Annotated in this window: 15 protein-coding genes; 8 read left to right on the forward strand and 7 right to left on the reverse strand. The window is 65.5% G+C overall.

Going from position 1 to position 19,778, the window contains the following annotated elements; all coding sequences use genetic code 11:
* The 4 genes from RF640_RS17965 to RF640_RS17980 form a co-directional block, all read right to left on the reverse strand.
* Positions 1–422: hypothetical protein (locus tag RF640_RS17965; RefSeq protein ID WP_368828552.1), on the reverse strand; the 422-nt coding region annotated here is incomplete at its 3' end.
* Between the two features lie 811 nt (positions 423–1,233).
* The gene (locus RF640_RS17970; protein ID WP_368828553.1) at positions 1,234–2,418 is read right to left on the reverse strand and encodes a hypothetical protein; all 1,185 of its coding nucleotides are present in this window, start codon (positions 2,416–2,418) and stop codon (positions 1,234–1,236) included.
* On the reverse strand, positions 2,415–4,013 hold the full coding sequence (locus tag RF640_RS17975; protein WP_368828554.1) for an ATP-dependent endonuclease: 1,599 nt from the start codon (positions 4,011–4,013) through the stop codon (positions 2,415–2,417). The genes RF640_RS17970 and RF640_RS17975 overlap by 4 nt, the downstream gene beginning before the upstream one ends.
* 186 nt (positions 4,014–4,199) lie before the next feature.
* Positions 4,200–5,315, reverse strand: coding sequence for a hypothetical protein (locus tag RF640_RS17980; RefSeq protein ID WP_368828555.1), 1,116 nt, complete (start codon positions 5,313–5,315; stop codon positions 4,200–4,202).
* A 117-nt stretch (positions 5,316–5,432) separates the two neighbouring features.
* Between RF640_RS17980 and RF640_RS17985 the strand changes: the two genes are divergently transcribed.
* The 5 genes from RF640_RS17985 (at position 5,433) to RF640_RS18005 (ending at position 14,667) form a co-directional block, all read left to right on the forward strand.
* Positions 5,433–6,548 (forward strand): hypothetical protein, encoded by a 1,116-nt coding sequence (locus RF640_RS17985; protein ID WP_368828556.1) that lies wholly within the window; start codon positions 5,433–5,435, stop codon positions 6,546–6,548.
* 97 nt (positions 6,549–6,645) lie between these two features.
* A complete protein-coding gene (locus tag RF640_RS17990) occupies positions 6,646–7,491 on the forward strand; it encodes a DUF4062 domain-containing protein (protein WP_368828557.1) in 846 nt (281 codons plus the stop codon).
* A 35-nt stretch (positions 7,492–7,526) separates the two neighbouring features.
* Entirely contained in the window at positions 7,527–8,912 is a 1,386-nt protein-coding gene (locus RF640_RS17995) for a hypothetical protein (RefSeq protein WP_368828558.1), read from the forward strand.
* A 269-nt stretch (positions 8,913–9,181) separates the two neighbouring features.
* The gene (locus RF640_RS18000) at positions 9,182–9,574 is read left to right on the forward strand and encodes a TnpV protein (RefSeq protein ID WP_368828559.1); all 393 of its coding nucleotides are present in this window, start codon (positions 9,182–9,184) and stop codon (positions 9,572–9,574) included.
* A gap of 59 nt (positions 9,575–9,633) precedes the next feature.
* Positions 9,634–14,667 (forward strand): helicase-related protein, encoded by a 5,034-nt coding sequence (locus tag RF640_RS18005; RefSeq protein WP_368828560.1) that lies wholly within the window; start codon positions 9,634–9,636, stop codon positions 14,665–14,667.
* A gap of 279 nt (positions 14,668–14,946) precedes the next feature.
* Here RF640_RS18005 and RF640_RS18010 read toward each other — a convergent pair whose 3' ends face one another.
* Positions 14,947–15,279 (reverse strand): hypothetical protein, encoded by a 333-nt coding sequence (locus RF640_RS18010; protein ID WP_368828561.1) that lies wholly within the window; start codon positions 15,277–15,279, stop codon positions 14,947–14,949.
* A 214-nt stretch (positions 15,280–15,493) separates the two neighbouring features.
* Here RF640_RS18010 and mobC point away from each other — a divergent pair, with 214 nt between their 5' ends.
* From mobC to RF640_RS18025, 3 genes are read left to right on the forward strand one after another with little or no spacing between them, the layout of a single operon-like run.
* The gene (gene mobC / locus RF640_RS18015; protein ID WP_368828562.1) at positions 15,494–15,883 is read left to right on the forward strand and encodes a plasmid mobilization relaxosome protein MobC; all 390 of its coding nucleotides are present in this window, start codon (positions 15,494–15,496) and stop codon (positions 15,881–15,883) included.
* Positions 15,880–17,394: a relaxase gene (locus tag RF640_RS18020; RefSeq protein WP_368828563.1), complete on the forward strand. Its 1,515-nt coding sequence runs from the start codon at positions 15,880–15,882 to the stop codon at positions 17,392–17,394. The genes mobC and RF640_RS18020 overlap by 4 nt, the downstream gene beginning before the upstream one ends.
* Positions 17,395–17,396: 2 nt before the next feature.
* A complete protein-coding gene (locus RF640_RS18025) occupies positions 17,397–18,167 on the forward strand; it encodes a hypothetical protein (RefSeq protein WP_368828564.1) in 771 nt (256 codons plus the stop codon).
* 64 nt (positions 18,168–18,231) lie between these two features.
* Here the strand turns inward: RF640_RS18025 and RF640_RS18030 are convergent, their stop codons facing one another.
* The gene (locus RF640_RS18030; RefSeq protein ID WP_368828565.1) at positions 18,232–18,636 is read right to left on the reverse strand and encodes a DUF4913 domain-containing protein; all 405 of its coding nucleotides are present in this window, start codon (positions 18,634–18,636) and stop codon (positions 18,232–18,234) included.
* Positions 18,637–18,638: 2 nt separating this feature from the next.
* Positions 18,639–19,778: type IV secretory system conjugative DNA transfer family protein (locus RF640_RS18035; protein ID WP_368828566.1), on the reverse strand; the 1,140-nt coding region annotated here is incomplete at its 5' end.

The following is a 19,778-nucleotide window of genomic DNA, read 5'->3' on the forward strand; positions in this document are numbered from 1 at the left end:
TTGACGGGCAGCTCGCCCTGGTACAGCTTCGGCGCCTGCCGGCCCGGGCGCACGGTCGAGGCCGACTCGCGGCCGCCGTCACCGCGGCCCGCCCCGGCCCGCCAGGAGCCCTGGCCCGCGCCGCCGTCCCGCACGGGCGAGGTCGTGCGCTCGTCCCGCAGCGGCCCGGCCGGCGGAGCGGTCCGCTCCTGCCCGGCCGCGAGCAGGCTCCACCCGCTGTCCCGCTGCTCCGTCCGCTCCGCGGAGGCCGCCGGGGCGCCGAAGGCCGAGCCCCGGCCCTGCCCCGGGTCCGGGCTGATCCCGGAGCTGACCGCCACGCTGACGGCCACCAGCGCCGAGAACGCGGTGAGCGCGGTCACCGGGGAGGACGCGCGGTGCCGCAGAGCGGGGCGGGCGGGGCGGCGAGAGGAGTCGCGGGGCATGACGGTGTTTCCCCCAGGATGCCGCGGGCAGCGACGGCAAGAACGGAGCGACAGAACGAGGTACTGAGACCCAGAATGCGCTTAAGTGAACGGGCAATGCTCTTGAGCATACGGCTTGCCCACTTCGGTGCGTTGTCATACGGCGACGCAGTGTCTTGCGGCCCACAAGGCGTGAATCCGGGGCGCCCACCTCGGGCATCCCACCTTGCTGGAGGACCCGCAGAAACGGCGTCCTCAACACGCATCGGTCATCGAAGTCAGAGGCGGACGCCATGTCCTTGATGGGAAAGCGTGTTATCCGGTTTTTCGGTAAACGCAGGTCATCGGGGCTGTGGGCACTTCAAGTGAGATCCACGAGACTCGTCACAACATTGCGTCGGACCCATGCTGCCGCCGACGAGAAGGCCTTCGCCGACTGCAGAGAAGCGCGTCCGTTCATGGTCTTGGCAAGGAACACCTCAGGAGCGGGGGCGTGTCCGCCGATGGAAGCGAACCGCACGTCGGCGCCATCCTGGCCCAGAAGACCGTCCTGAGGCTCCGGAAACCGATTGCGGCCCCGCACACAGATTGCGCGCAACGCAATCGCGGCCAACGAATGCCGAGGTCAGAAGACGAATGAGCCCACTGGGCGCAGGCTTTCTTCGCGCCATGCGCGACCCGGCGTCTGCGGTGCTACGGCAGAATCGGCCCACGTCAAGGGCACCTCAGGATGCAAGGACGCCGTTACCCGGAACCTCACGATGTGCGCAAAGCGCGGGTGGAGTCGTTTCCGCTTTACATATGGCCGGTTACCGGCGGACCGTGCCGCAGTTCAGGTTGGGTTCGGGCTGGGGAAGAGCGTCTCAGAGTTTTTGAATCCGCAGGGCGGCTCGGCCGTCAAGGACCGGGACGGAAATATGAGCAGCGGCTTCAAGCTCGGCGAAGTTGATGGCTGCCTCGTCCAAACGGTGAAGTTGGGAAGTTGTGCGTCGGTAATGAAGGCGACGCTGTGCTTCGCACGGGTGACACCGATGTAGAGGGCGCAGGCGGCAAGGCCCTCAAGCCGGGCGCCACCCTTGAGAAACTCAAGCGCTTTCGCGGTCGGGAAGATCAGCACATGATCAACGGTGCGGCCCTTTGCTACGCCGAAGGTAAGAAAGGGGAGGTCCAGGTGCTTGGCTACCGCCTTGCTGTAACGGAGGCACAAGGCCCCGTGTCTCTGGGCGTACTCGATGGCGTCGGCTTTTCGGACGGTGAAGAGGCCAGTGTGCGCATGCAAGTCTGTTGACGCCGATACCGTCCGTGCGTAGCCGAGAGCTGGGTCAAAAATGGCATCTGACAATGTCGCAATGACTTGATTTGAACGGTAGGTAGTTGGTTTCTGCGTGATCTCCAAGAGCTTCTTCTTCTCCATCACCTGAAACCACGCGAAGATCTTCTCCTTGCGATACTTTGCGTTCTTCGGATCTCGGATATTGGTAGAGAGCAACGCCTGTCGCATGTCGCCGACCATCGTGACCGTCAGCCTAGACCGCAGTAAGGCTTCGACGACCTCCAGGTCCCATCCGCCGAGGTCTTGCACCTCGTCGATGTAGACCTCGTCGTAAATGTGCTCCAGACGATCGATCGCGCCGGCCTTGCTCGCAATCATGACGTCGTGCGCGAGCTTGGCGAGATGGAGCTTGTACGCGCGGTTGTCGTCGTCGAGAAACCGTTCTGCACCTGTCGCGTAGCGGCCAGGATCACCATCGAAGTTGAGACCAGTCAACCGGTGTCCCTCGTAAAGGAGGGGAAGGTATGGGCGGATCATGTGCTGCAGGAGGAAGGCGAACCACCCCATCACTTCTACGCGACGGCCGTGGACGCCAGCCGATCGAATCCGAGTGGTGAGCTCGTCCTGGCTTGCTGTGGTGTATCCGAGCACAAGGATGCGGCGGCCTTCAGGGCACGACTTGCAGTCGTCGACAATTGACTGGGTCTTGCGTCCGCCGGCTACCGCCAAGATGACACGGTTCATGCGAAGTGCTCAACCGCCTGCTGGATGTAGGCGGGCATGACCACGGCCTCCTTCGACTCCAGGATCCGCAGAGCGCCTTCGGTCTTATGGTTGGGCATCCACGTGTCGGGGTTGTCATGCTCGCGCAGGCACAATATCGACCGCATCTTATCGACGCCGTTGGCCTGAATCAGCTGTGGTTCAAGCGTTTTACCGAGTACAGGGTCTCCGACGAACATCTGCCGGCTCGCCGACATGTACTCGCCGAGCTCCTCGAGGATCTCGGCAACTGGGGTGCCGTCGTTGTCCTGGAGAGCGACGACATCGCGGTCGAGGCGAGCACACAGCTCAAGTGCCCGCTTGAAGGTGATCCCGTTCATCGAGATGACGTCAATGCCGTCGGACTCAGGGGACTTCTGAAATCTGTCGAAGTAGCTTCGCTTGAAGATCATCTCGTCGGACGGCCCCTCAACGAGAACGAGCTGGGTGGCCAGAACGAGACGCAGGGTGTCGTAGCCCGAAAGGTGCTTGAAGTAAGAAACGGTCTCGTCGTCTAGGTCAGTGATGCGGGTGGGGGTATCACCGTGCAGGCAGATCAGCTTGTTGAGGCCGAGGCGGTTGAGAACGAAGGAGCTATGGGTTGTCACGAACAGTTGCTGGCTCTCGCCCGCGAGGGTCTCGACCCGGTCGAGCAACTTCTGGAGGCGGCTATAGGCAAGGTGAGTTTCGGGTTCCTCGATCAGCACCGTGCGGGCAGACTCGGCCCGCCGTTTCATCGCCAGTGCCACCTTGATCGATGCCTGCTGGCCCTGCCCGGCCATGGCGAACGGAACGTCGTCCACCTGAGGCACGACACCGGCCTCCCACGAAGCGCGAGCGGACTGGTCCATCGTCAGGCCGAGCGGAGCGTCGTGAAGTGCCTCGGATCCCTCTCGCACCTTTTCGTTGAGGCTGTGGAGTGCCGAAGTTGTCAGCTCGTGGCGTGACTTGCGGTGGGCCACCGAGATCGTCGCCCGCTCCTTCGGTTCAAGGAACGAACTGAGGATCTCCCGCGTGTGGTAATCGACTCCCGCCTTTGACCGGATCGTGCGTGAGTCGATCACCGATAGTCCCAGAGCTGTCGGACGGCGGCGCAGTGGCAGGTCATTGAAGTCCTTCCACACTGCCTCGAAGTACTCAGTCGGCAGAACGTCTGGTCGGTTAGGGTCCGCCATGTAGGCAGCGAACTCCTCGTCATAGTCAGGGTTGCGGGCGACCTCGAGCTTGGTGCCAGGACAGTCGATCCGCAGAGAATTGTGAATCCCGCGCAGCCGCTGAATGTCGGGGTCCTTGGAGTGGAGGTAGAGCTCGATGTTGATCGACGGTGCGGGCGTCTGTGGGTTCTTCGCGTACGCAGTGAGGTAGTCGCGCACATCCTCGGCGTTGAACCAGTACGGATTGAGCTCCTCGTTCGCCCACCGGCCGTCGACCCGCCCGCTGAGAGCCAGGGTGATTGCTTCCAGCAAGGTCGACTTACCGGTCTCATTGTCGCCGACGATGATGTTCATCGAGGAATCGGGCTCGATGGAGAAACAACGAAATTTTCGGTATCCCTGGATAACGACCTTGGAAATCATAATGCCCCTATGATCCAGCGTGGCGGACTCCCCGGGCGCCCGCCACGCCGCTCGCTTAGGTTCCTCACGACGCACTCTCCGCCCCAGTCGCTGTCCTGCACACCGAGCTGCCCCCTAGAAGTATTCAGCGCGGACTGAATGTTCCGGCGAAGGCGGATCCGGTTCGTTCCCGGATACGACCCGCGATCACCCGACAGGGGCAGGACGCAGAGCGGCGAGGAACAGGCTGCCGTCAGCGGTTGGAGACAGCATCCAAGCCGTTAGGAGGCTCACGAATCGGGTGAGGTGGTTCAGGGTTCGGGCTGCGACTGCATCTGGCTCCAGCCCGGTGTACGCCCGTATGGCATCGTCGATTGAGCTCCCTGGCCCAAGGTGTGAAGCGATGTCCTGAAGCCCGAGATGAACCAGTCCGTTCCGAAGCCTTGATTGTCCCAGGATCCACACTGACTCAGGGTCGTCCAGAAACGTCATAATATCGGTGGACCGAGCGCTTCGAAATCCGTCTCGTCGCATTATCTCGAGGGCTGTCAACGACTGGAAAAGGGCTATGAATCGGTGCTTGCGAGCAGCGGCCTCGCACCACGAGCACAGTGATCGGGACACACTCTGTAGTGCGGAAGAAGAGGTGCTCTGCACAGTTAGGAGGGCTGCCGCGAGAGGAGGATCAAGTTCGCCTCCGAACAGTCGAGGCAAAGCGACCCTGCTCTTTCCATCGAACCATCTGAAGGGTGGGATGGGTCCGTGCCGATGGGGGGCGATAGCGGAGTTTTGCAGGAGAATGCCTGCTACGTTCCCGATGCCGACGCTCAGTTGTCCGACGGCGGGGCTGACAGTTGCCAAGTCTCCGACCTGTTCCGGCCTGAGGCCTGCCAAATAATGGGCGCTGACGAGGCTTGTATACGGACTACCATCCAGGGTTACAACGGACAGGTCATCGCGGAGAAAATCGAAGAGTCTGCCTCGTCGGTTGGGTGGGAAAAATGCGCCGTGGTTCGCCTGGAGAAGCTCTTCAAAGTGAGTGACTACACCCTCCAGATTGCGCTTGGTATCAGCGAAGAACTTGCCACTCATTCGGGCGGCCCTCGCCGTGTCCGCATCCCACTCCGCAGACAGGCGCCAGCCGAGCGCTTTCTCGAAATGCAGCTGAGCCTCGTAGGCGGCCATGGCCCCGTACTGCAGGAGGGCGATCTCAGCCGCAGCGGTCGAAGAAAGGCCGAGCAACGAGGTGGCCACGTAGTGCATGTCAGCCCGGGCGATATCGAGGGCGATGGTCTCGATGGGGGCGAGATCGCTCGGGGTCATGCGCCCATTCTTCCGCTTAGCCAAGCGTCGTGGAATGGCGGGAATCCCCGGGCTGATCAAAGAGATCGAATCGTGGAAGGATGAGGTATGTGTTCTGCCCCGTCGACCGTTGACCAGTTGCTGGCGCAGCCGTTCACGATCCACTCGATCAACGCGTACACCCATACGGGCCTGTCCAGCCTGGCGGATCATCTGGAGCTACGGCCCGAGCATCTGCAGAAGATGATCCGGGTGATGCACCACCAGGTGGTGACCCGGTTGGAAGCAGGCGGGATCGACTACGCCGAGCTGCAGAACGCTCTCGTTCCGCAGCGGAGCCGGCATGAGGTCGCGTTCATGTTCGACTCGACCCGCGTCGGAAGCGACATGTACGGCGATGCTCTGTCGAGGGTATGGTTGCCTGCGCTCCGCGACCATGGCCCAGACAAGACCGTGATTCGGCACGGAAACATCCTCCAGCTGCCGAACGAGTTTGTGTGGCGTGAGCTCGAGCGGCATCTCGTCGGCGCAAAAGACTTCCCCCGAGGGGCCCGCGAACTGTACTACGTGGTGTATTTGACGAACCTCTCCCGCGGGCAACTTCGTTCTATCGATGCCGCGATGAAGTCGGCCAGCGCTGCTTACCTGGGGTACGTGGACTGTTCAACCTGGACCCCACTCAAGAGCGGAATGTTCCTTCCCCAGATCGGCTTGCGCCTTCGCGACACTGTGATCACAGACATAGACGACGGGGGCACGGCGAATCAGGTCGGTTACCCGCTGGAGGAGTACGGATTTAGGGTCCTGGGCGTGGACGAGGAGCTTTACGGGCCGCTCCTGGGACATCGACTCGACAACGGCGTCCCTGAATGGGCGGACAACGATACGGCGATAGCGTTGAGCGTTCTCGGTGGCGAGCGTCAACCAGTGACAAGTATGAACGTCATCATCAACGAGTCACGTATCGAGTACCTTGGGAGGGATCACGCTCCCCCTCTTCATGATGCTGGCCTCGCTGGTCTCGACCGTGATGCACTCGCTGCAGCGATCAAGGACAAGTTCGCTAACGGGTTGATTTACAGGCTTCGATTCGTAGAAGGCTTCCGTGAAGGGGTTCTAATCCCAGCGTTAGATGCGATGATGTTCACCGTTCAGGTCGATTTTCCCGACCAAACCGGAGCTCCGAAGCGGTACCAGGTTGGGATGAAGTACCTAACCGAAGACCACACGGGAGAGATCGTTACCTTCTACTAGGTGTGGCGAGTCATGTCGGCCCTGGTCGGACCCCTTGCGGGCCTTCTCTGCGGCAGCGCATCCCTAGCTTGTCGGTTGCCATCGCTAACGTTCAGGCATGTCGCACCTTGCAACCGTCTTTCACGTCATGATCGCTTCCCCAGCCGATGTGCCCGAAGCCCGAGACGCCGTCCATAACGCTCTGACGCGGTGGAACGAGGCGAACACAGCGACCCGCAATGTGGCCTTGGTGCCGTTGCGGTGGGAGACCACGGCTGTTCCCATGCTGGGGGATCACCCTCAGGCGCTTATTAATCAGCAGCTCGTGGCGAAGGCCGACATCGTGTTCGCCCTGTTCGGGAGCAAGCTGGGGAGTGCGACCCCGTCGGCGGCCTCCGGAACAGCAGAGGAGATCGAAGAAGCTCAACGAGCCGGCAAGCCCGTCCACCTCTATTTCTCCACGGCGCCGCACCCCTACGACGTGGATGCATTGCAGCTCCAGTTGTTGCAAGAGTTCAAGACGGAACTGGACTCCCGTGGCCTGTACGGGACGTTCTTCAGCGCCGAGGAACTCAGCGCCCACGTCTGGCAGGCCATCGAGCACGACCTTCAGGCCTTGGAGGCCACCGCTCCTGCGACGGAAGCGCAGCAAGCCGGCGTGGACTTGCTCGCCCAGCCGGGAGAGGAGCGTCTTCCGAAGACCGATTCACGAGGGCGGACCCGCTACCAGACCAAGCGATGGGTGGAGTTGCACAACCGGGGCGGCGTCGACGCCATGGATCTCACTGTTGAACCCGCCGAAGAGGGAGTCTTCATCGCCGGTCCCGATCGGCCGACGGTCATCCATGTGGGCCAGTCGCGGCGCTTCCCCATGGAACTGGCAATGGGATCCGGGGATCCTGTCATCACCGTCCGCTGGACGGAACAAGGAGGGTCGAAGGAACAGATGTTCCACGTCGGCTGATTCGAAGTGACTCCCATGAGCTGGGCCAGGCGCTCATGAGCCGGACCCGAGAGAACCGCTATGCCGTGGTCGGTGATTCTGCCGCTACCGGGCTCATCGCCCTGCCCGTGGAGCGTGAGGGTGCATTGGAGTTCAAGCGCCGTTACGATCGCCGCGCCGTAGGGGTTGGTGGGTTCTACTGCCCCCGTGCCCTCGGCGGGTGCGGCGGGGAACTGATTGTGGCCGCAGGTAAGGTTAACGTCCCCCATTTCCGCCACCTGCGGAAACGACCGGCCGGTGCGTCGTGTGAGGATCCTGACTTTGAGCGCAACCAGGATCACATCAGGGTCCAGCAACTTTTGGCTTCGCACCTCGGGTCCCTGGGTTACGAGGCGTCTCTGGAGTACCGCCATGAGAACGCTACTCGCTCCGATGTCCTGATTCAGGGCGGGGACTTGGCCGGAATATCACTCGGTATCGAGGTTCAGATCAGCCCGCAGACCCGAGAGCGCACCGAGGCCCGTCATGCCCGGTACCTGGAGGGTGCCGATGCGGTGCAGTGGATTGCCTCCTATGCCCAGCCCTTCATGCCCGGAGTGCTCCAGATGGCCCTCACCCCCACCGGCTACGACCTGATCCTGGGCGACGCATCCCCGGACCCCATAACTCACCGGCACCGGGCCCCAGTCACCGCACCGCTGAGTCAGTGGCGCATCGGCCCGGTGCATGGAGAGGGAGCGGAGACTGCCTTTCTCACTCACCCCACCCTTGAGTCGCGCCGAACACAGGATGCGGCCACCCTGGAGTGGCACGAGCTTCAGCGGCGTGCGGCCGAAGCGCGCCGGGCACGGGAAGCCGCTCAGCGAGCCGAGGCGCAACGTCAGGCGCAGGAGGCCCAGAAGAAGCGACGGGCCCGGCAGGAGCGAATGGTCCAGCTGCAGAAACAGCGTCTGGCCCTGGAGGAACAGAAGCGGGAGAAGCGATGGAGCAGGGAGGAACGATGGCGACGCGAAGAGTGGCGAAGGCAGGACCGCGAAGCCGGCCGCATCTTGTCGACGCGAACATCCTCCGAGTCCGACCGCGTTTCAACCACCTCCAAACTTGATGTGCCTCCTCTGCCCGCGGCCTCGCCCGCGCCTGCGTCAACGTCCACCCCGTTGCTTACCGCCGAGAAACTCTCGCTACCGCCGGGTGCCAGGCTCCCGCCTCCCGTGTCGCGTTCAGGGTCCTTGTTCGATGGCCTCCCGTGGGAGGGCACCGAGTCCGCCCCGTGGGATCATGCGCCGTCGAACGCGCTGAGCGCATGGTGGCCGCAGGTGCGCGCCGCGCTGGTGGAGGCTGAACGGCTGGAGGACTACGAAAAGCCGATCTGGCACAACGGCCAACGGGTGGGGTCGATCCGGCGATGGCGGCTTCTGTACCCATCGCCTCCGCGCGAGTGACTGCTGCATATTCCTCATAAGGCCGTAGGCGTTCTCTTGAGGGAGTGGGGAGTGGCTAACACCTCAACCGCTATGTTGACATATCAACATAGGAAGGGTTAGCTGGTGCGTGTTCTCGAAGATGGCATAAGGGTTGCTGGGTAGCGTGTGAGGGAGATTCCCGATCGCACTCAGGAGATCCCCCATGGCCCGAGCCCGCAAGAGGACACAAGTCGAGGGGCAGTTGAGCATTGATGCCTTTCTCTTCCCGGAACCCGAGGAGGTTCGTGATGAACACGTACGGCAAGTTCGCGCAGGAAGCGTGGAGGACGACCGCGCCGGCGGAGTACGCCCTGATCCCGGACCCGGATCAGTGGTTCGAGCAGCTGGGGGAGGAGGCCTCGATCAGGGTGGAGGATCTGACGACGGCGCTGGCCGGCCCGGACAGGAAAGGGGAGAGCTTCCTGGAGAAGTGGGGGCGGTTGAACGCGGCGAAGATGCAGGCCGAGGAGATCGTGCGCGCCGAGATGCTGACCCCGGATCCGTCGGTGCAGGAGGAGCCGGAGGAGGAGGACGAGGAGGAGTCCGGGGTGGCGCGGATGCTTCAGGCGATCCAGGAGTCGAACCGCGAGGACCGGGAGTACTGGGAAGAGGTGAACCGGTTGGACGCGGAACAGGCGTAACGCCTGACGCTGCTGAGCCTGCAGTGCCGGGGCGCTTCGTCCCCCGTACCCAGGACGAATTGGCCCCGTCTGGGGCGCAGGCGAGGTTCCGGGCCAATCTGGCAGCGCTGCGCGTGCTGCGGGCGCTGCAGGCCGAGGAGCGGGCCGCCACCGAGGCTGAGCGCACCACGCTAGCCCGCTGGGGGTCCTGGGGTGCCAGTGGGGTTGCGGAGGTCTTCGACGAGTCCCGCACCGAGTACGAAGCCGAACGGGCCGAGCTGCGCGAGCTGCTGGATGAGGCCGAGTACGCCGCCGCACGGCGCACGGTGATCAACGCCCACTACACCGACCCGGCGATCGCCACCGAGGTCTGGGGCGCCCTGACCGGACTGGGGTTCGAGGGTGGGCGGGTGCTGGAGCCCGGTTCCGGTGCCGGCACCTTCATCGGCCTGGCACCTGAAGGCGCCCAGATGACCGGGGTCGAGTTGGACCCGGTGACCGCGGCGATCTCTCAGGCCATCTACCCGCAGGCCACCATCCGCACCGAGTCGTTCGCCGACACCCGGATGCCCGGTGGCGTCTACGACGCCGCGGTGGGCAACGTCCCCTTCTCCCGGAACACGCTGCACGACCCGCGGCACAACGCGGGCGGGCACTCGATGCACAACCACTTCATCCTCAAATCCCTGGCCCTGACCCGCCCCGGTGGGGTGGTCGGGGTGATCTCCAGCGCATTCACCCTGGATGCGCAGAACCCCGCGGCCCGCCGGGAGATGGCCGAGACCGCCGACCTGCTCGGTGCGGTGCGCCTACCCACCGGCGCCCACCGTCGGGCGGCCGGCACGGACGCGCTGACCGACGTGCTGATCTTCCGGCGCCGCCTGCCCGGGGAAGAGCCACTGAACCGGACCTGGGTGGAGACCGCTTCGGTGGAGCTGGATGGTCAGCAAGGGCGGATGAACGCCTACTTCCTCGCCCACCCTGAGCGGGTGCTCGGTGAGCCGGTGATCGGCAATGGCATGTACGGCTCCGCCACCCTCACCGTCCGGTCTGAGGACCTGGCGGCCACCGGGGCCCGGCTGCACGAGCAACTGGTGGACATCACCGAGCAGGTCCTGACGGCCGGATACGGAATGGTCGAGCGCACGGGTGAGCAGGAGCTCGAGGCGGCGGCCCTGGTGCCGGCCACCGACCAGGAACAGGTCGGACACATCACGGCGCGAGGGGACGGGACGTTCACTCAGGTCACCCTCGAGGGTGTGCACGCACCGTTGCCGGTGCCGACCACCCAGCAGGCCGAACTCCGGGCCCTGCTCGGGCTGCGTGACCAAGGACGGGCCGTGCTCACCTTGGAGGCCGCCAACGTCGAGGACACTCCGGAACTCGACGCCATGCGCGAGCAGCTGCGCACCACCTACCTGAGCTACTACGACCGCTACGGGGCGATCAACCGGTTCACCGAACGCCGCACCGGCAAATACGACGAGGCGGGGGCGGACATCCTGGCCCGCGTCGCCCCGCCGGCGGTGCGGTTGCTGCGCGGGGATCCCTTTGGGCCGTTGGTGAAAGCGTTGGAGCACTTCGACGAGGGCACCGGCACCGCCGCCCCAGCCGGTCTGCTGTCGCAGCGGCAGGTACAGCCACGTCGACCCGTGCTCGGGGTCGACACCCCGGATGAGGCCCTGGCCGTCACCCTGGACACGCTGGGGGCCGTGGAGATGGCCCACATCGCGGCCCTGCTGGGCACCGACGAGGAGTCCGCGCGCGAGACCTTGGGGGAACTGGTCTACGAGGTGCCCGGCGAGGACGGGATCTACGAGACCCGCGCGGAGTACCTGTCCGGGGACGTGCGGGAGAAACTGGACACCGCCCGGGCCGCAGCGGCCGCCGATGACCGGTTCCAGCCCAACGTGACCGCCCTGGAGGCGGTGCTGCCGACCCCGTTGGGGGCCGATGAAATCGAAGCCCGCATCGGCGCCGTGTGGGTGTCCCCAGAGATTCACGAGCAGTTCCTGCGCCACCTCATCAGGGACTCTGCTGCGCGGGTGGATCGAATCAGCGGCGCGAACTGGGAGGTGAAGGCCAGCCGCCATGTTTTCGCGGCCCGCAATGACTGGGGCACGGAGCGGATGGCGGCCGGGGACATCTTCAAGAAGCTGCTGGAGCAGCGCCGGGTGCAGGTCACCGATCCGGACCCGTCGGATCCGGAGGGCAACCGTCGGGTGGTCAACGCCACCGAGACCACCGCCGCCCAGGAGAAGGCGTCCCTGATGCAAGAGCGGTTCGGGGAGTGGGTGTGGGAGGACCCGGGGAGGGCGGCCGGGTTGGTGGATGAGTACAACCGGCGGTTCAACTCCATCGTGCTGCGCGACTACACGGTCGAGGGAGAACGCCTGACGTTCCCCGGGCTGGTGAAGAACTTCACCCCCCGGCCCCACCAGCGGGCCGCAGTGGCGCGGATGCTCTCAGAGCCCTCCGTGGGGCTCTTCCACGAGGTGGGGGCGGGCAAGACCGCCGAGATGGTCATCGGTGCGATGGAGCTGCGCCGGTTAGGGATGGCGCGCAAGCCGGTGATCGTGGTGCCCAACCACATGCTGGACCAGTTCTCCCGGGAGTGGCTGCAGCTTTACCCCCAAGCGCAGATCCTCGCCGCCTCGTCGGAGGATCTGGCCGGGGATAAGCGGCGGGTGTTCGTGGCGAGGGCGGCGGCCAGTGACTGGGACGGGATCATCATGACCCGCACCGCGTTCGAGCGCATCGAGCTCTCCACGGACTCCCGGATGGCCTACCAGCTGGCGGAGGTCGAGCGTCAGCGTTCCGAGCTGCAAGCGGCCAACGAACGGGCCGCGGCAACCGGGGCGGACACCATGTCGATCAAACGGATGGAGGCTCGCCTCCAGGCGAGGGAGGAGAAGCTCAAGGCCAAGACCGACCGGGCGACGGATCCGGGGATCACCTTCGAGCAGACCGGCATCGACTACCTGCTGGTCGATGAGCTGCACGAGTACAAGAACCTCGACACCGCCTCGAATATCCAGGACGCGGCGATCGACGGCTCCAAGCGGGCCAGTGACCTGCACTCGAAGGTGGAGTACCTGCGCTCTGTGCACGGGGACCGGGTGATCACCGGAGCGACGGCGACACCGATCGCCAACTCGGTCACCGAGATGTACGTGATGCAGCGCTACCTGGGCCCGGAACTGTTGGAGCGGGCCGGGATCCACGACTTCGACTCGTGGGCGGCGACCTTCGGTCAGGTGGTCTCCGAGATGGAGCTCTCGGTGGCCGGCGGGGACCACTTCAAGATGAAGGAGCGCTTCGCGAAGTTCCAGAATGTGCCGGAGCTGCTGAAGATGTTCCATACCTTCGCCGACGTGAAGACCGCCGAGGACCTCAACCTCCCCACCCCCGACCTGGTGGTGCGGGAGGACGGAAAACGGCTGCCGCGCATGGTCCCGGTGGAGGCATCGGCACAGCTGCAGGACTACATCGAAGAGATCGGCCGCCGCGCCGAGGCGATCCAGGCGCGGTTGGTGCCCCCGACCGAGGACAACATGCTCAAGATCAGCTCCGACGGGCGCAAAGCCGCTCTGGACCTGCGACTGGTCGACCCTCAGCTGGGCTCGGTCGTGGCGGAGACCAAGATCAGCGCCGCCGCGGACTTGATGGCCCGGGTGTACGAGGAGCACCGCGAGGACGTGTTTACGGATCCCTCGACCGGGGAGGAGCACCCGACCCGGGGTGCGTTGCAGATCGTGTTCTGCGACCTGGGCACTCCCTCGGAGTCCTGGAACGTCTACGAGGAACTGCGCGCCCAGTTGGCTGAGCGTGGGGTGCCGGCGGAGAAGATCCGGTTCATGCACGAAGCCAAGAACGATGCGGAGAAAGGCCGGCTGTTCTCCGCCGCGCGCACCGGGGAGGTGGCGGTGCTGATCGGGTCCACCCAGAAAATGGGGGTGGGCACCAACATCCAAGCGAGGGCGGTGCACCTGGTGGATCTGGACGCCCCGTGGCGCCCGGCCGATGTCGCCCAGCGCCACGGGCGGATCATCCGACAGGGCAATCAGAACCCGGAGGTCGCGATCTCCCAGGTGGTGACCAAGGGGTCCTTTGACACCTTCATGTGGCAGACGTTGGAGCGGAAGTCGAAGTTCATCGACCAGATCATGCGCGGCCGGCTGGACGTGCGTGAGATCGAGGACGTCGGGGACAACACGCTGTCCTTCGCCGAGGTGAAGGCGATCTCCAGCGGCAACCCGTTGATCCTGGAGAAGTCGAAAGCCGACCAGGAGCTCGCCCGGTTGGAGCGGTTGAACCGGGCCTGGCACCGCAACCAGTCCTCGCTGGTGTTCCGCAAAGACGCCGCCCAGGTGCGCGCCGATGCGCTGGAGCAGGAGATCCCCGTGCTCCGCGCAGCGGCGCAGCGGACCACCGATGAGCTCGGCGGTGAACGGTTCCGGATGACCATCGACGGGCGCACCTACGACAAGCGCAGCGAGGCTGCGCAGGCGTGGCAGCAGTGGGCCGGGGTGCACGCCACCTCGCGCCCGCCGAGGGCCGGGGAGATCGACCTCGGGGTCGCCGGCGCCATTGGTGGCCACGACGTCAGGGTGGTGCAGCGGCCGGGGAACCTGGCCGATCTCAGCGCGTCCCCGGTGGAGCTGCGCATCGACGACGCCCCCGGGGTGGCCGTGGAAGTCACCCGGGCGACGTCGCTGAACCCGAGCGTGGGGATGATCCAGCGCCTGGAGAACCAGGTACGGGCACTGCCTGAGGAAGTCACCAAGCGCGAAGCGCGACTGGCCTCCGCCCGGCAGGAATCCGTCGACGCCCGGGAGGCGCTGGACGTGCCGTTCAAGCACCAGGAGGCGCTGGAGGCCGCCCGGTGGGAGGTCGAGCGGATCGGGCGCGCGATGCGCGGAGAAGAGACGCCGCAACCGACTTTGGATCCGGAGCTGGAGGCGTTGAAGAAGCGGATGCGCATCAACTTCCCCGATGCTCCCACCGCGGGTCGCAGCAGTGGCGGGCATGGTGGAAACGGCCCCGGGCGTCCGCTCGAGGTGGCGCGGCGGCACGACGAGCAGCGTCCCCAGCAGGGCGGCTTGGAGCTGTAAATACTCGCTCTGCTAGGTCTATTCAGATGAACGGTGCCCGCTCCCCACTGGGGGAGCGGGCACCGTCGTTGCGTGGTGACCACGTGCTCGGGAAGCCGTCCACAGCTGGCGGCTACGGAAGTGCCACGGTCGGGCGTGAGGTGACCTGCCGGCTGTGGTCGGGTGGTCGGTGGGGGTCCCCGCTGTCCATCATGGGTGCGGGAAAAGCCGCGGAGCGATTGGAGCTTTTGCCGTGCCCATGTGGGCACGGGGCCAGTGCCTCAGCCACGATTCACTCCGTCAGGAGGCAGTGTCAGCCGACTCCACCAGCTCCTCGGGAGCACTGTCCGACGAAGGACTGGCACCATTCTTAGCCGCCTTACGCCGCTGCACGCGCTGTACCTTTTCGGGTGCAGCGAGCCCGATTTTGCGTAGCTCCTCGGCGGTCCATCCGCCGTTGTTGACGGCGGCCTGGAACGCCTGGGCATCGTTCTTCTCGGCCTCTTTGAGGGCCTCGCGGGCCTCGTCGAGAGCGCCTCGTGCGGTGATCGCCCGGCGGACATAGTCCATCCGATCGTTGAGCAGCCGCTGTGCTGCTTCTTCTGCCTGCTGGGGGTCAGTGAGCTTCGCCATGCCCCCACCTTAACGGACGCACACGATTCGTTTGAGAGACCACGCCTGCTCTGCCGGCGCTTTGCACCCGTGGTGCCCCAGTGGAGCAAAGCTATGTTTTATGTGCCATAAAGGGGTCCACCGCTGGCCCGTGAGGCTTTGCGGTGGCACACTGGTCGTGTGGGGCCCACGAAAGTGGGGGCGCTGCGCTGGGCCGGCAAGGAGAGGAGGTGCTGTGGTGGAGCAGGAGAATCCGCGTCGGGTGTGGAAGTCGAGGCGGAAGCGGATCGAGGGCAAGACCCAGTACGTCCGGGTGTCCATGTCGGAGTCAGAGCGTGCTGCGTTGATGGTGCTGGAGCAGCAGACCGGGCTCTCACCCTCGGCGCTGATGGTCGAGGCGGTGTTCGGATCGGCGGATCCGGTGGCGGTGCAGTTACGACGAAACCAGCTGGCCGAGCTGATTCAAATGCGACACCAAATGGCGACGATCGCCAACAACGTGAACCAGATCGCCCGGCACGCCAACAGCACCGGTGAAGTGCTGCCCGAGACGGCAGAGACGTTGCGGGAGGCTCGGCGGTTCGGTGAGGAAGTGCTGGTCAAGATCGAAGAGTTGATCCCGTGATCCCAAACATCACCAAGGGCGACAAGCCGATCGGGCTGATGAAGTACCTGGTGGGTCCAGGCCGTTCCAACGAGCACACCGACCCACACCTGGTGGGCGGATCGCCGCTCATCATGGCCTGGCACGACGACGCGCAGCTCAACGAGGAAGCCGCGGTGTCCATCGCCCGCGAGGTGGATCTAAACCGGCGCGCCTTCGGGGTGGACGCTGACGCCAAGCACATCTGGCACTGCTCGCTGTCGATCCCGTACCAGGACCGTGAAGTCACCGACCAGGAATGGGCCGACATCGCCCAGCGATTCATGGACGAAATGGACTTCACCGACGCCGGGGCCAAGGCTCCGTGCCAGTGGGTTGCTGTACACCATGGGCGCTCCACCAAGGGCAACGACCACATCCACATCGTGGCCTCCACCATTCGTGGGGACGGCACCAAATGGAACTCGGGTAACGACTTCTCTCGTGCGCAGAAAGCTGCGCGTGGGATCGAGAAGGACTTCCACCTCATCCAGCTCGGCAACCACTCCGAACGCTGGCTGCAGCAAGGCGAGGTGCGGCGGGACAGCACCAGGGAACCGACCCGCTTCACGCTGGAGCGCACCGTGCGGGCGTGCGCGGTGGCCGCCGAATCGGAGGCGCAGTTCGTGCGGCAGATGCGTCGGGCGAAGCTGCTGGTGCACCCGAGGTTCGCTGCCGGCACCGACTCGGTGGTGACCGGGTACTCGGTGGCGGAGCGCCCGCCTAAGGGGATGCGGCCGCTGTGGTTCGGTGGCGGCAAACTCGCCCAAGACCTCACCCTGCCGTCCCTGCGCACCCGCTGGCCGGACACCCCCGAGTCCGCCCAAGAGGCGTCGGAGGAGTGGATGGCGGCCAAGCGGCACCGCCGCATCGTCCACCCGGACGCCCCCGGTGCGTTACTGGACGAGGAGACCGCCCGGCGGCTGGCCGGGGAGCTGAAAGAGGTCCGCCGGCGGCTGGTCAAGATCGCCCCGGACGATCACCAGTCGTGGGCGCACGCGGCGCGTGAAGCCTCTGGGGTGTTCGCCGCGTGGTCGCACGCCACCGAAGACGGCCAAGGACCGTTAGGGCGCACGGCCCGGGTGCTGGCCCGGTCCGCGCACCGGTCCGGGGTGAAGATCACCACCCCGCTGCAGGCGCCGCTGCGCACCAGTGGCACCACGGCCTTCCTGCTGGCGGCCACGCGGGCTCCGTCCCCGATGGCGCAGGCGCTCATCATGCAGCAGATGCTGCGGATGACCCGGGCGTTCCAGGACATGCACCAGGCCAACAAAGAGCTGCGCGAGACGCAGCTGATCGTGGACGCCTTCCAGCAGCACCTGGCGGTCGTGGCGGAGCCCCTGCCGGACGTGAAGCCCACGCGGACGCGCACCGCCTCCCATGCCGGACCGGTGCGTGAGCGTGGTGCGCTGCGCGAGACCCAGGGCCCCACGGCCGTTCCCACTCCCTATGTCGACCGCACCCCCCGCACGGACCACGGAATGGAGCTGTAGAGATGAGCACACAACCCGACGGCGTGAACGACCTGCTCTCCCGAGACCTCCAAGCGGCGATGGCCGTGGCCGGCCGCTGGGGCGAGATGATGGCCCGCCAGCGCGCCGAACAACTCCGCCAACGTGTCACGGAGCAGCAGCACCGGCGGCGTGAGCTTCAGGAGCGCTTCGAGGCCGAACGCGCCGTGATGCGCACCGAGCTCGCCCCCGTGGAGCAGGACCGGTTTTGGGAGACCGCCAAGCCGGAAGACATCGCCGGCCACTACGGGCTGGCCCGGCAGTGGGAGCAGCACGACGAGGTCGCCCAGGCCGCGCGAGGACGGATCGAGGGGCAAGTGAAGGAACGCCACGGGTTGAGCGTGGAGGACTACCTCGAGGAACGTACTCCGGAGCGTCAGCGCACGGAGTCCGTGGAGCAAGAGACCGCCGCACGCGAGACAGCGGACGCCCAACGTGACCACGCCGCCGCCGCTCTGAACGCCGCTGAGGCCGGCCGTGGCGATCTCCAGAACGACACCGATGCACGCAATGCTGCCGCTGAGGCCGAGGAGCTGTGGGACTCCGGGGACCGGCGCGCCAACCTGGCCAGTCGACTCATGGACGCCCTGGGCGGCACCGAGGAAGGCCGTGATGGCGTGCGCGCACGCCTGGCGGCGGACCGGGACCAGGGCACGCCCCCGATCGACGCCGTGCGATCCACCCAACGCGGCCCCAAGGCGCGGAAGAACACCGGGCGCGCAGCGGGACGGGAGAGGGGCCTGGAGCTGGGCTGAGGCCCTCCAAGCACAAGAGAAGGGGCGCAACCTGTGACAGGTTGCGCCCCTTCCGCTATGAGGTTCAGTCGAACAGACCATCCGGCGGCGGCTCCAGGGTCAGGGGCACTCCCTTCGGGCTGTGCGTCCTAGGGGTGCAACCGTGGAAGGGCCCTTTCTCCTCGAAGAGCACACGCATCGTGGGATCGGCGTAGTCACGCCACCACACGGCTAATCCCGTAGACGGGTCGGTGCGTAGCTGCTCCCACGCCCGCCACAACCCCGTCAGGCGGCTCACCGCTTCTTCATGTCGCCACCACTGGGCGCACCAGGTGAACGTGGTCGAGCGGCCCGCAGGGTCCAGCTGACGTCGGTACACGGGCGCCAATTGCTCGGTCACGAACTCCGCCACGTTTGCGTAGAACAGCTGTGCAGGAGGCTGTTCCTCGACGTCCTCGTTGCCCTCGGCGGCTTCCTCTTCCCAGTTCATGTCTACTCCTTCACCAGCGCCGCCCACCGGTTCCCGGCAGGCGCGGCCGCCGTTGCCCCAACAGCCGGCTTCTCGGGCTCCTCGCCCTGGTCGACGGTGGCCGCCGTCGGGTTGTTGTGGGCTTCTTCGGAGGCCCTGGACGCATCCGCGTAGGGGCGGTGGTCAATCGGAATGGTGCGCAGCAGCACGGCCCGGGCCCCGGAGCCGAACATCACGGCCCTCCCCTTGGGCAGGGCGGACAGGTCAGCCACCGACATGATGTCGTCGGTGGCGTCCTGCCGGGACGTGGACCCGGAATCCTTCTGCCTCGAGGAGGAGACCGAGGTGTAGGTGTACTTGCCGATCAATTCGACAAGCATCTTTAAGTAGCCCTCCTCCTTGACGTTGCCGCCGTAGGTGACGACGTTGGCGGTGGAAAACAGCTTGCGCATCCCGGACTCCCCCCATACGTCCACGCCCTGGGACCAGGACTGCAAGAACGTGGAGACCACGATGCCGCGGGACCCGTAGTGGCTGTAGAGGTCGGGCAGGTTCGCCCACCGGCAGACGTTGGCGGCCTCATCGAGCACGCACAGCATCGGGGTTCCCAGCCGGCCCCCGGCTTGGGTGACGGCGTGCTCCTCGGCGGCGGTCACCGTGGCCACGGTCAGGGCAGTCACCAGGGGACCGGCGGTGCCGGCCCCTTCCTTCGATAGCGCATAGAGGGTGTGCTTGCCGGCCACGAACGCCTGGGGATCGAACTGCGGGCGATCGTCGTCCGGGCCAGTGGGGTTGACCCAGGCGGCGATCTTCTCGTTCTTCAGGCACGCGGCCATCTGCAGGGCGGTGGAGTAGACGCTGCCCCGGTACTTCTCCGGTTGCTGGATCGTGCTGGCCACCGAATCGGCTTCCTTGGTCCACCCGTGCTCATCGAGCAGTAGCGCCGGGGTCTCATCGGTAGATCGGGTCAGCCAGTAGTGCACCCGCTCGATGGGCTCCCCGCCCACGGCGGCCGCGAGCAGCAGCCCGGCCAGGAGGTCCTTGCCGGCCGAGTCGAAGTGACCATCGCCCTTGGCGCCGACGTCGCGGGAACCAGCGGCGAAGTTGTTCGCCATCTCGGCGGCGCGCTCACTGTCGGTGACGTAGGTCAGCGGGTTCCACCA

Origin of the sequence: Kocuria sp. CPCC 205231 (assembly GCF_040980965.1) — a bacterium.
GTDB classification, from domain to species: Bacteria; Actinomycetota; Actinomycetes; order Actinomycetales; family Micrococcaceae; genus Kocuria; species Kocuria rosea.

Coding starts and splice junctions, on each gene's coding strand:
- RF640_RS18000 (WP_368828559.1), top strand. CDS start 9,182: ATGAACACGTACGGCAAGTTCGCGCAGGAAGCGTGGAGGACGACCGCG.
- RF640_RS18030 (WP_368828565.1), bottom strand. CDS start 18,636: ATGAACTGGGAAGAGGAAGCCGCCGAGGGCAACGAGGACGTCGAGGAA.
- RF640_RS17975 (WP_368828554.1), bottom strand. CDS start 4,013: ATGATTTCCAAGGTCGTTATCCAGGGATACCGAAAATTTCGTTGTTTC.
- RF640_RS17980 (WP_368828555.1), bottom strand. CDS start 5,315: ATGACCCCGAGCGATCTCGCCCCCATCGAGACCATCGCCCTCGATATC.
- RF640_RS18010 (WP_368828561.1), bottom strand. CDS start 15,279: ATGGCGAAGCTCACTGACCCCCAGCAGGCAGAAGAAGCAGCACAGCGG.
- RF640_RS18025 (WP_368828564.1), top strand. CDS start 17,397: ATGAGCACACAACCCGACGGCGTGAACGACCTGCTCTCCCGAGACCTC.
- RF640_RS17995 (WP_368828558.1), top strand. CDS start 7,527: ATGAGCCGGACCCGAGAGAACCGCTATGCCGTGGTCGGTGATTCTGCC.
- RF640_RS17970 (WP_368828553.1), bottom strand. CDS start 2,418: ATGAACCGTGTCATCTTGGCGGTAGCCGGCGGACGCAAGACCCAGTCA.
- RF640_RS17990 (WP_368828557.1), top strand. CDS start 6,646: ATGTCGCACCTTGCAACCGTCTTTCACGTCATGATCGCTTCCCCAGCC.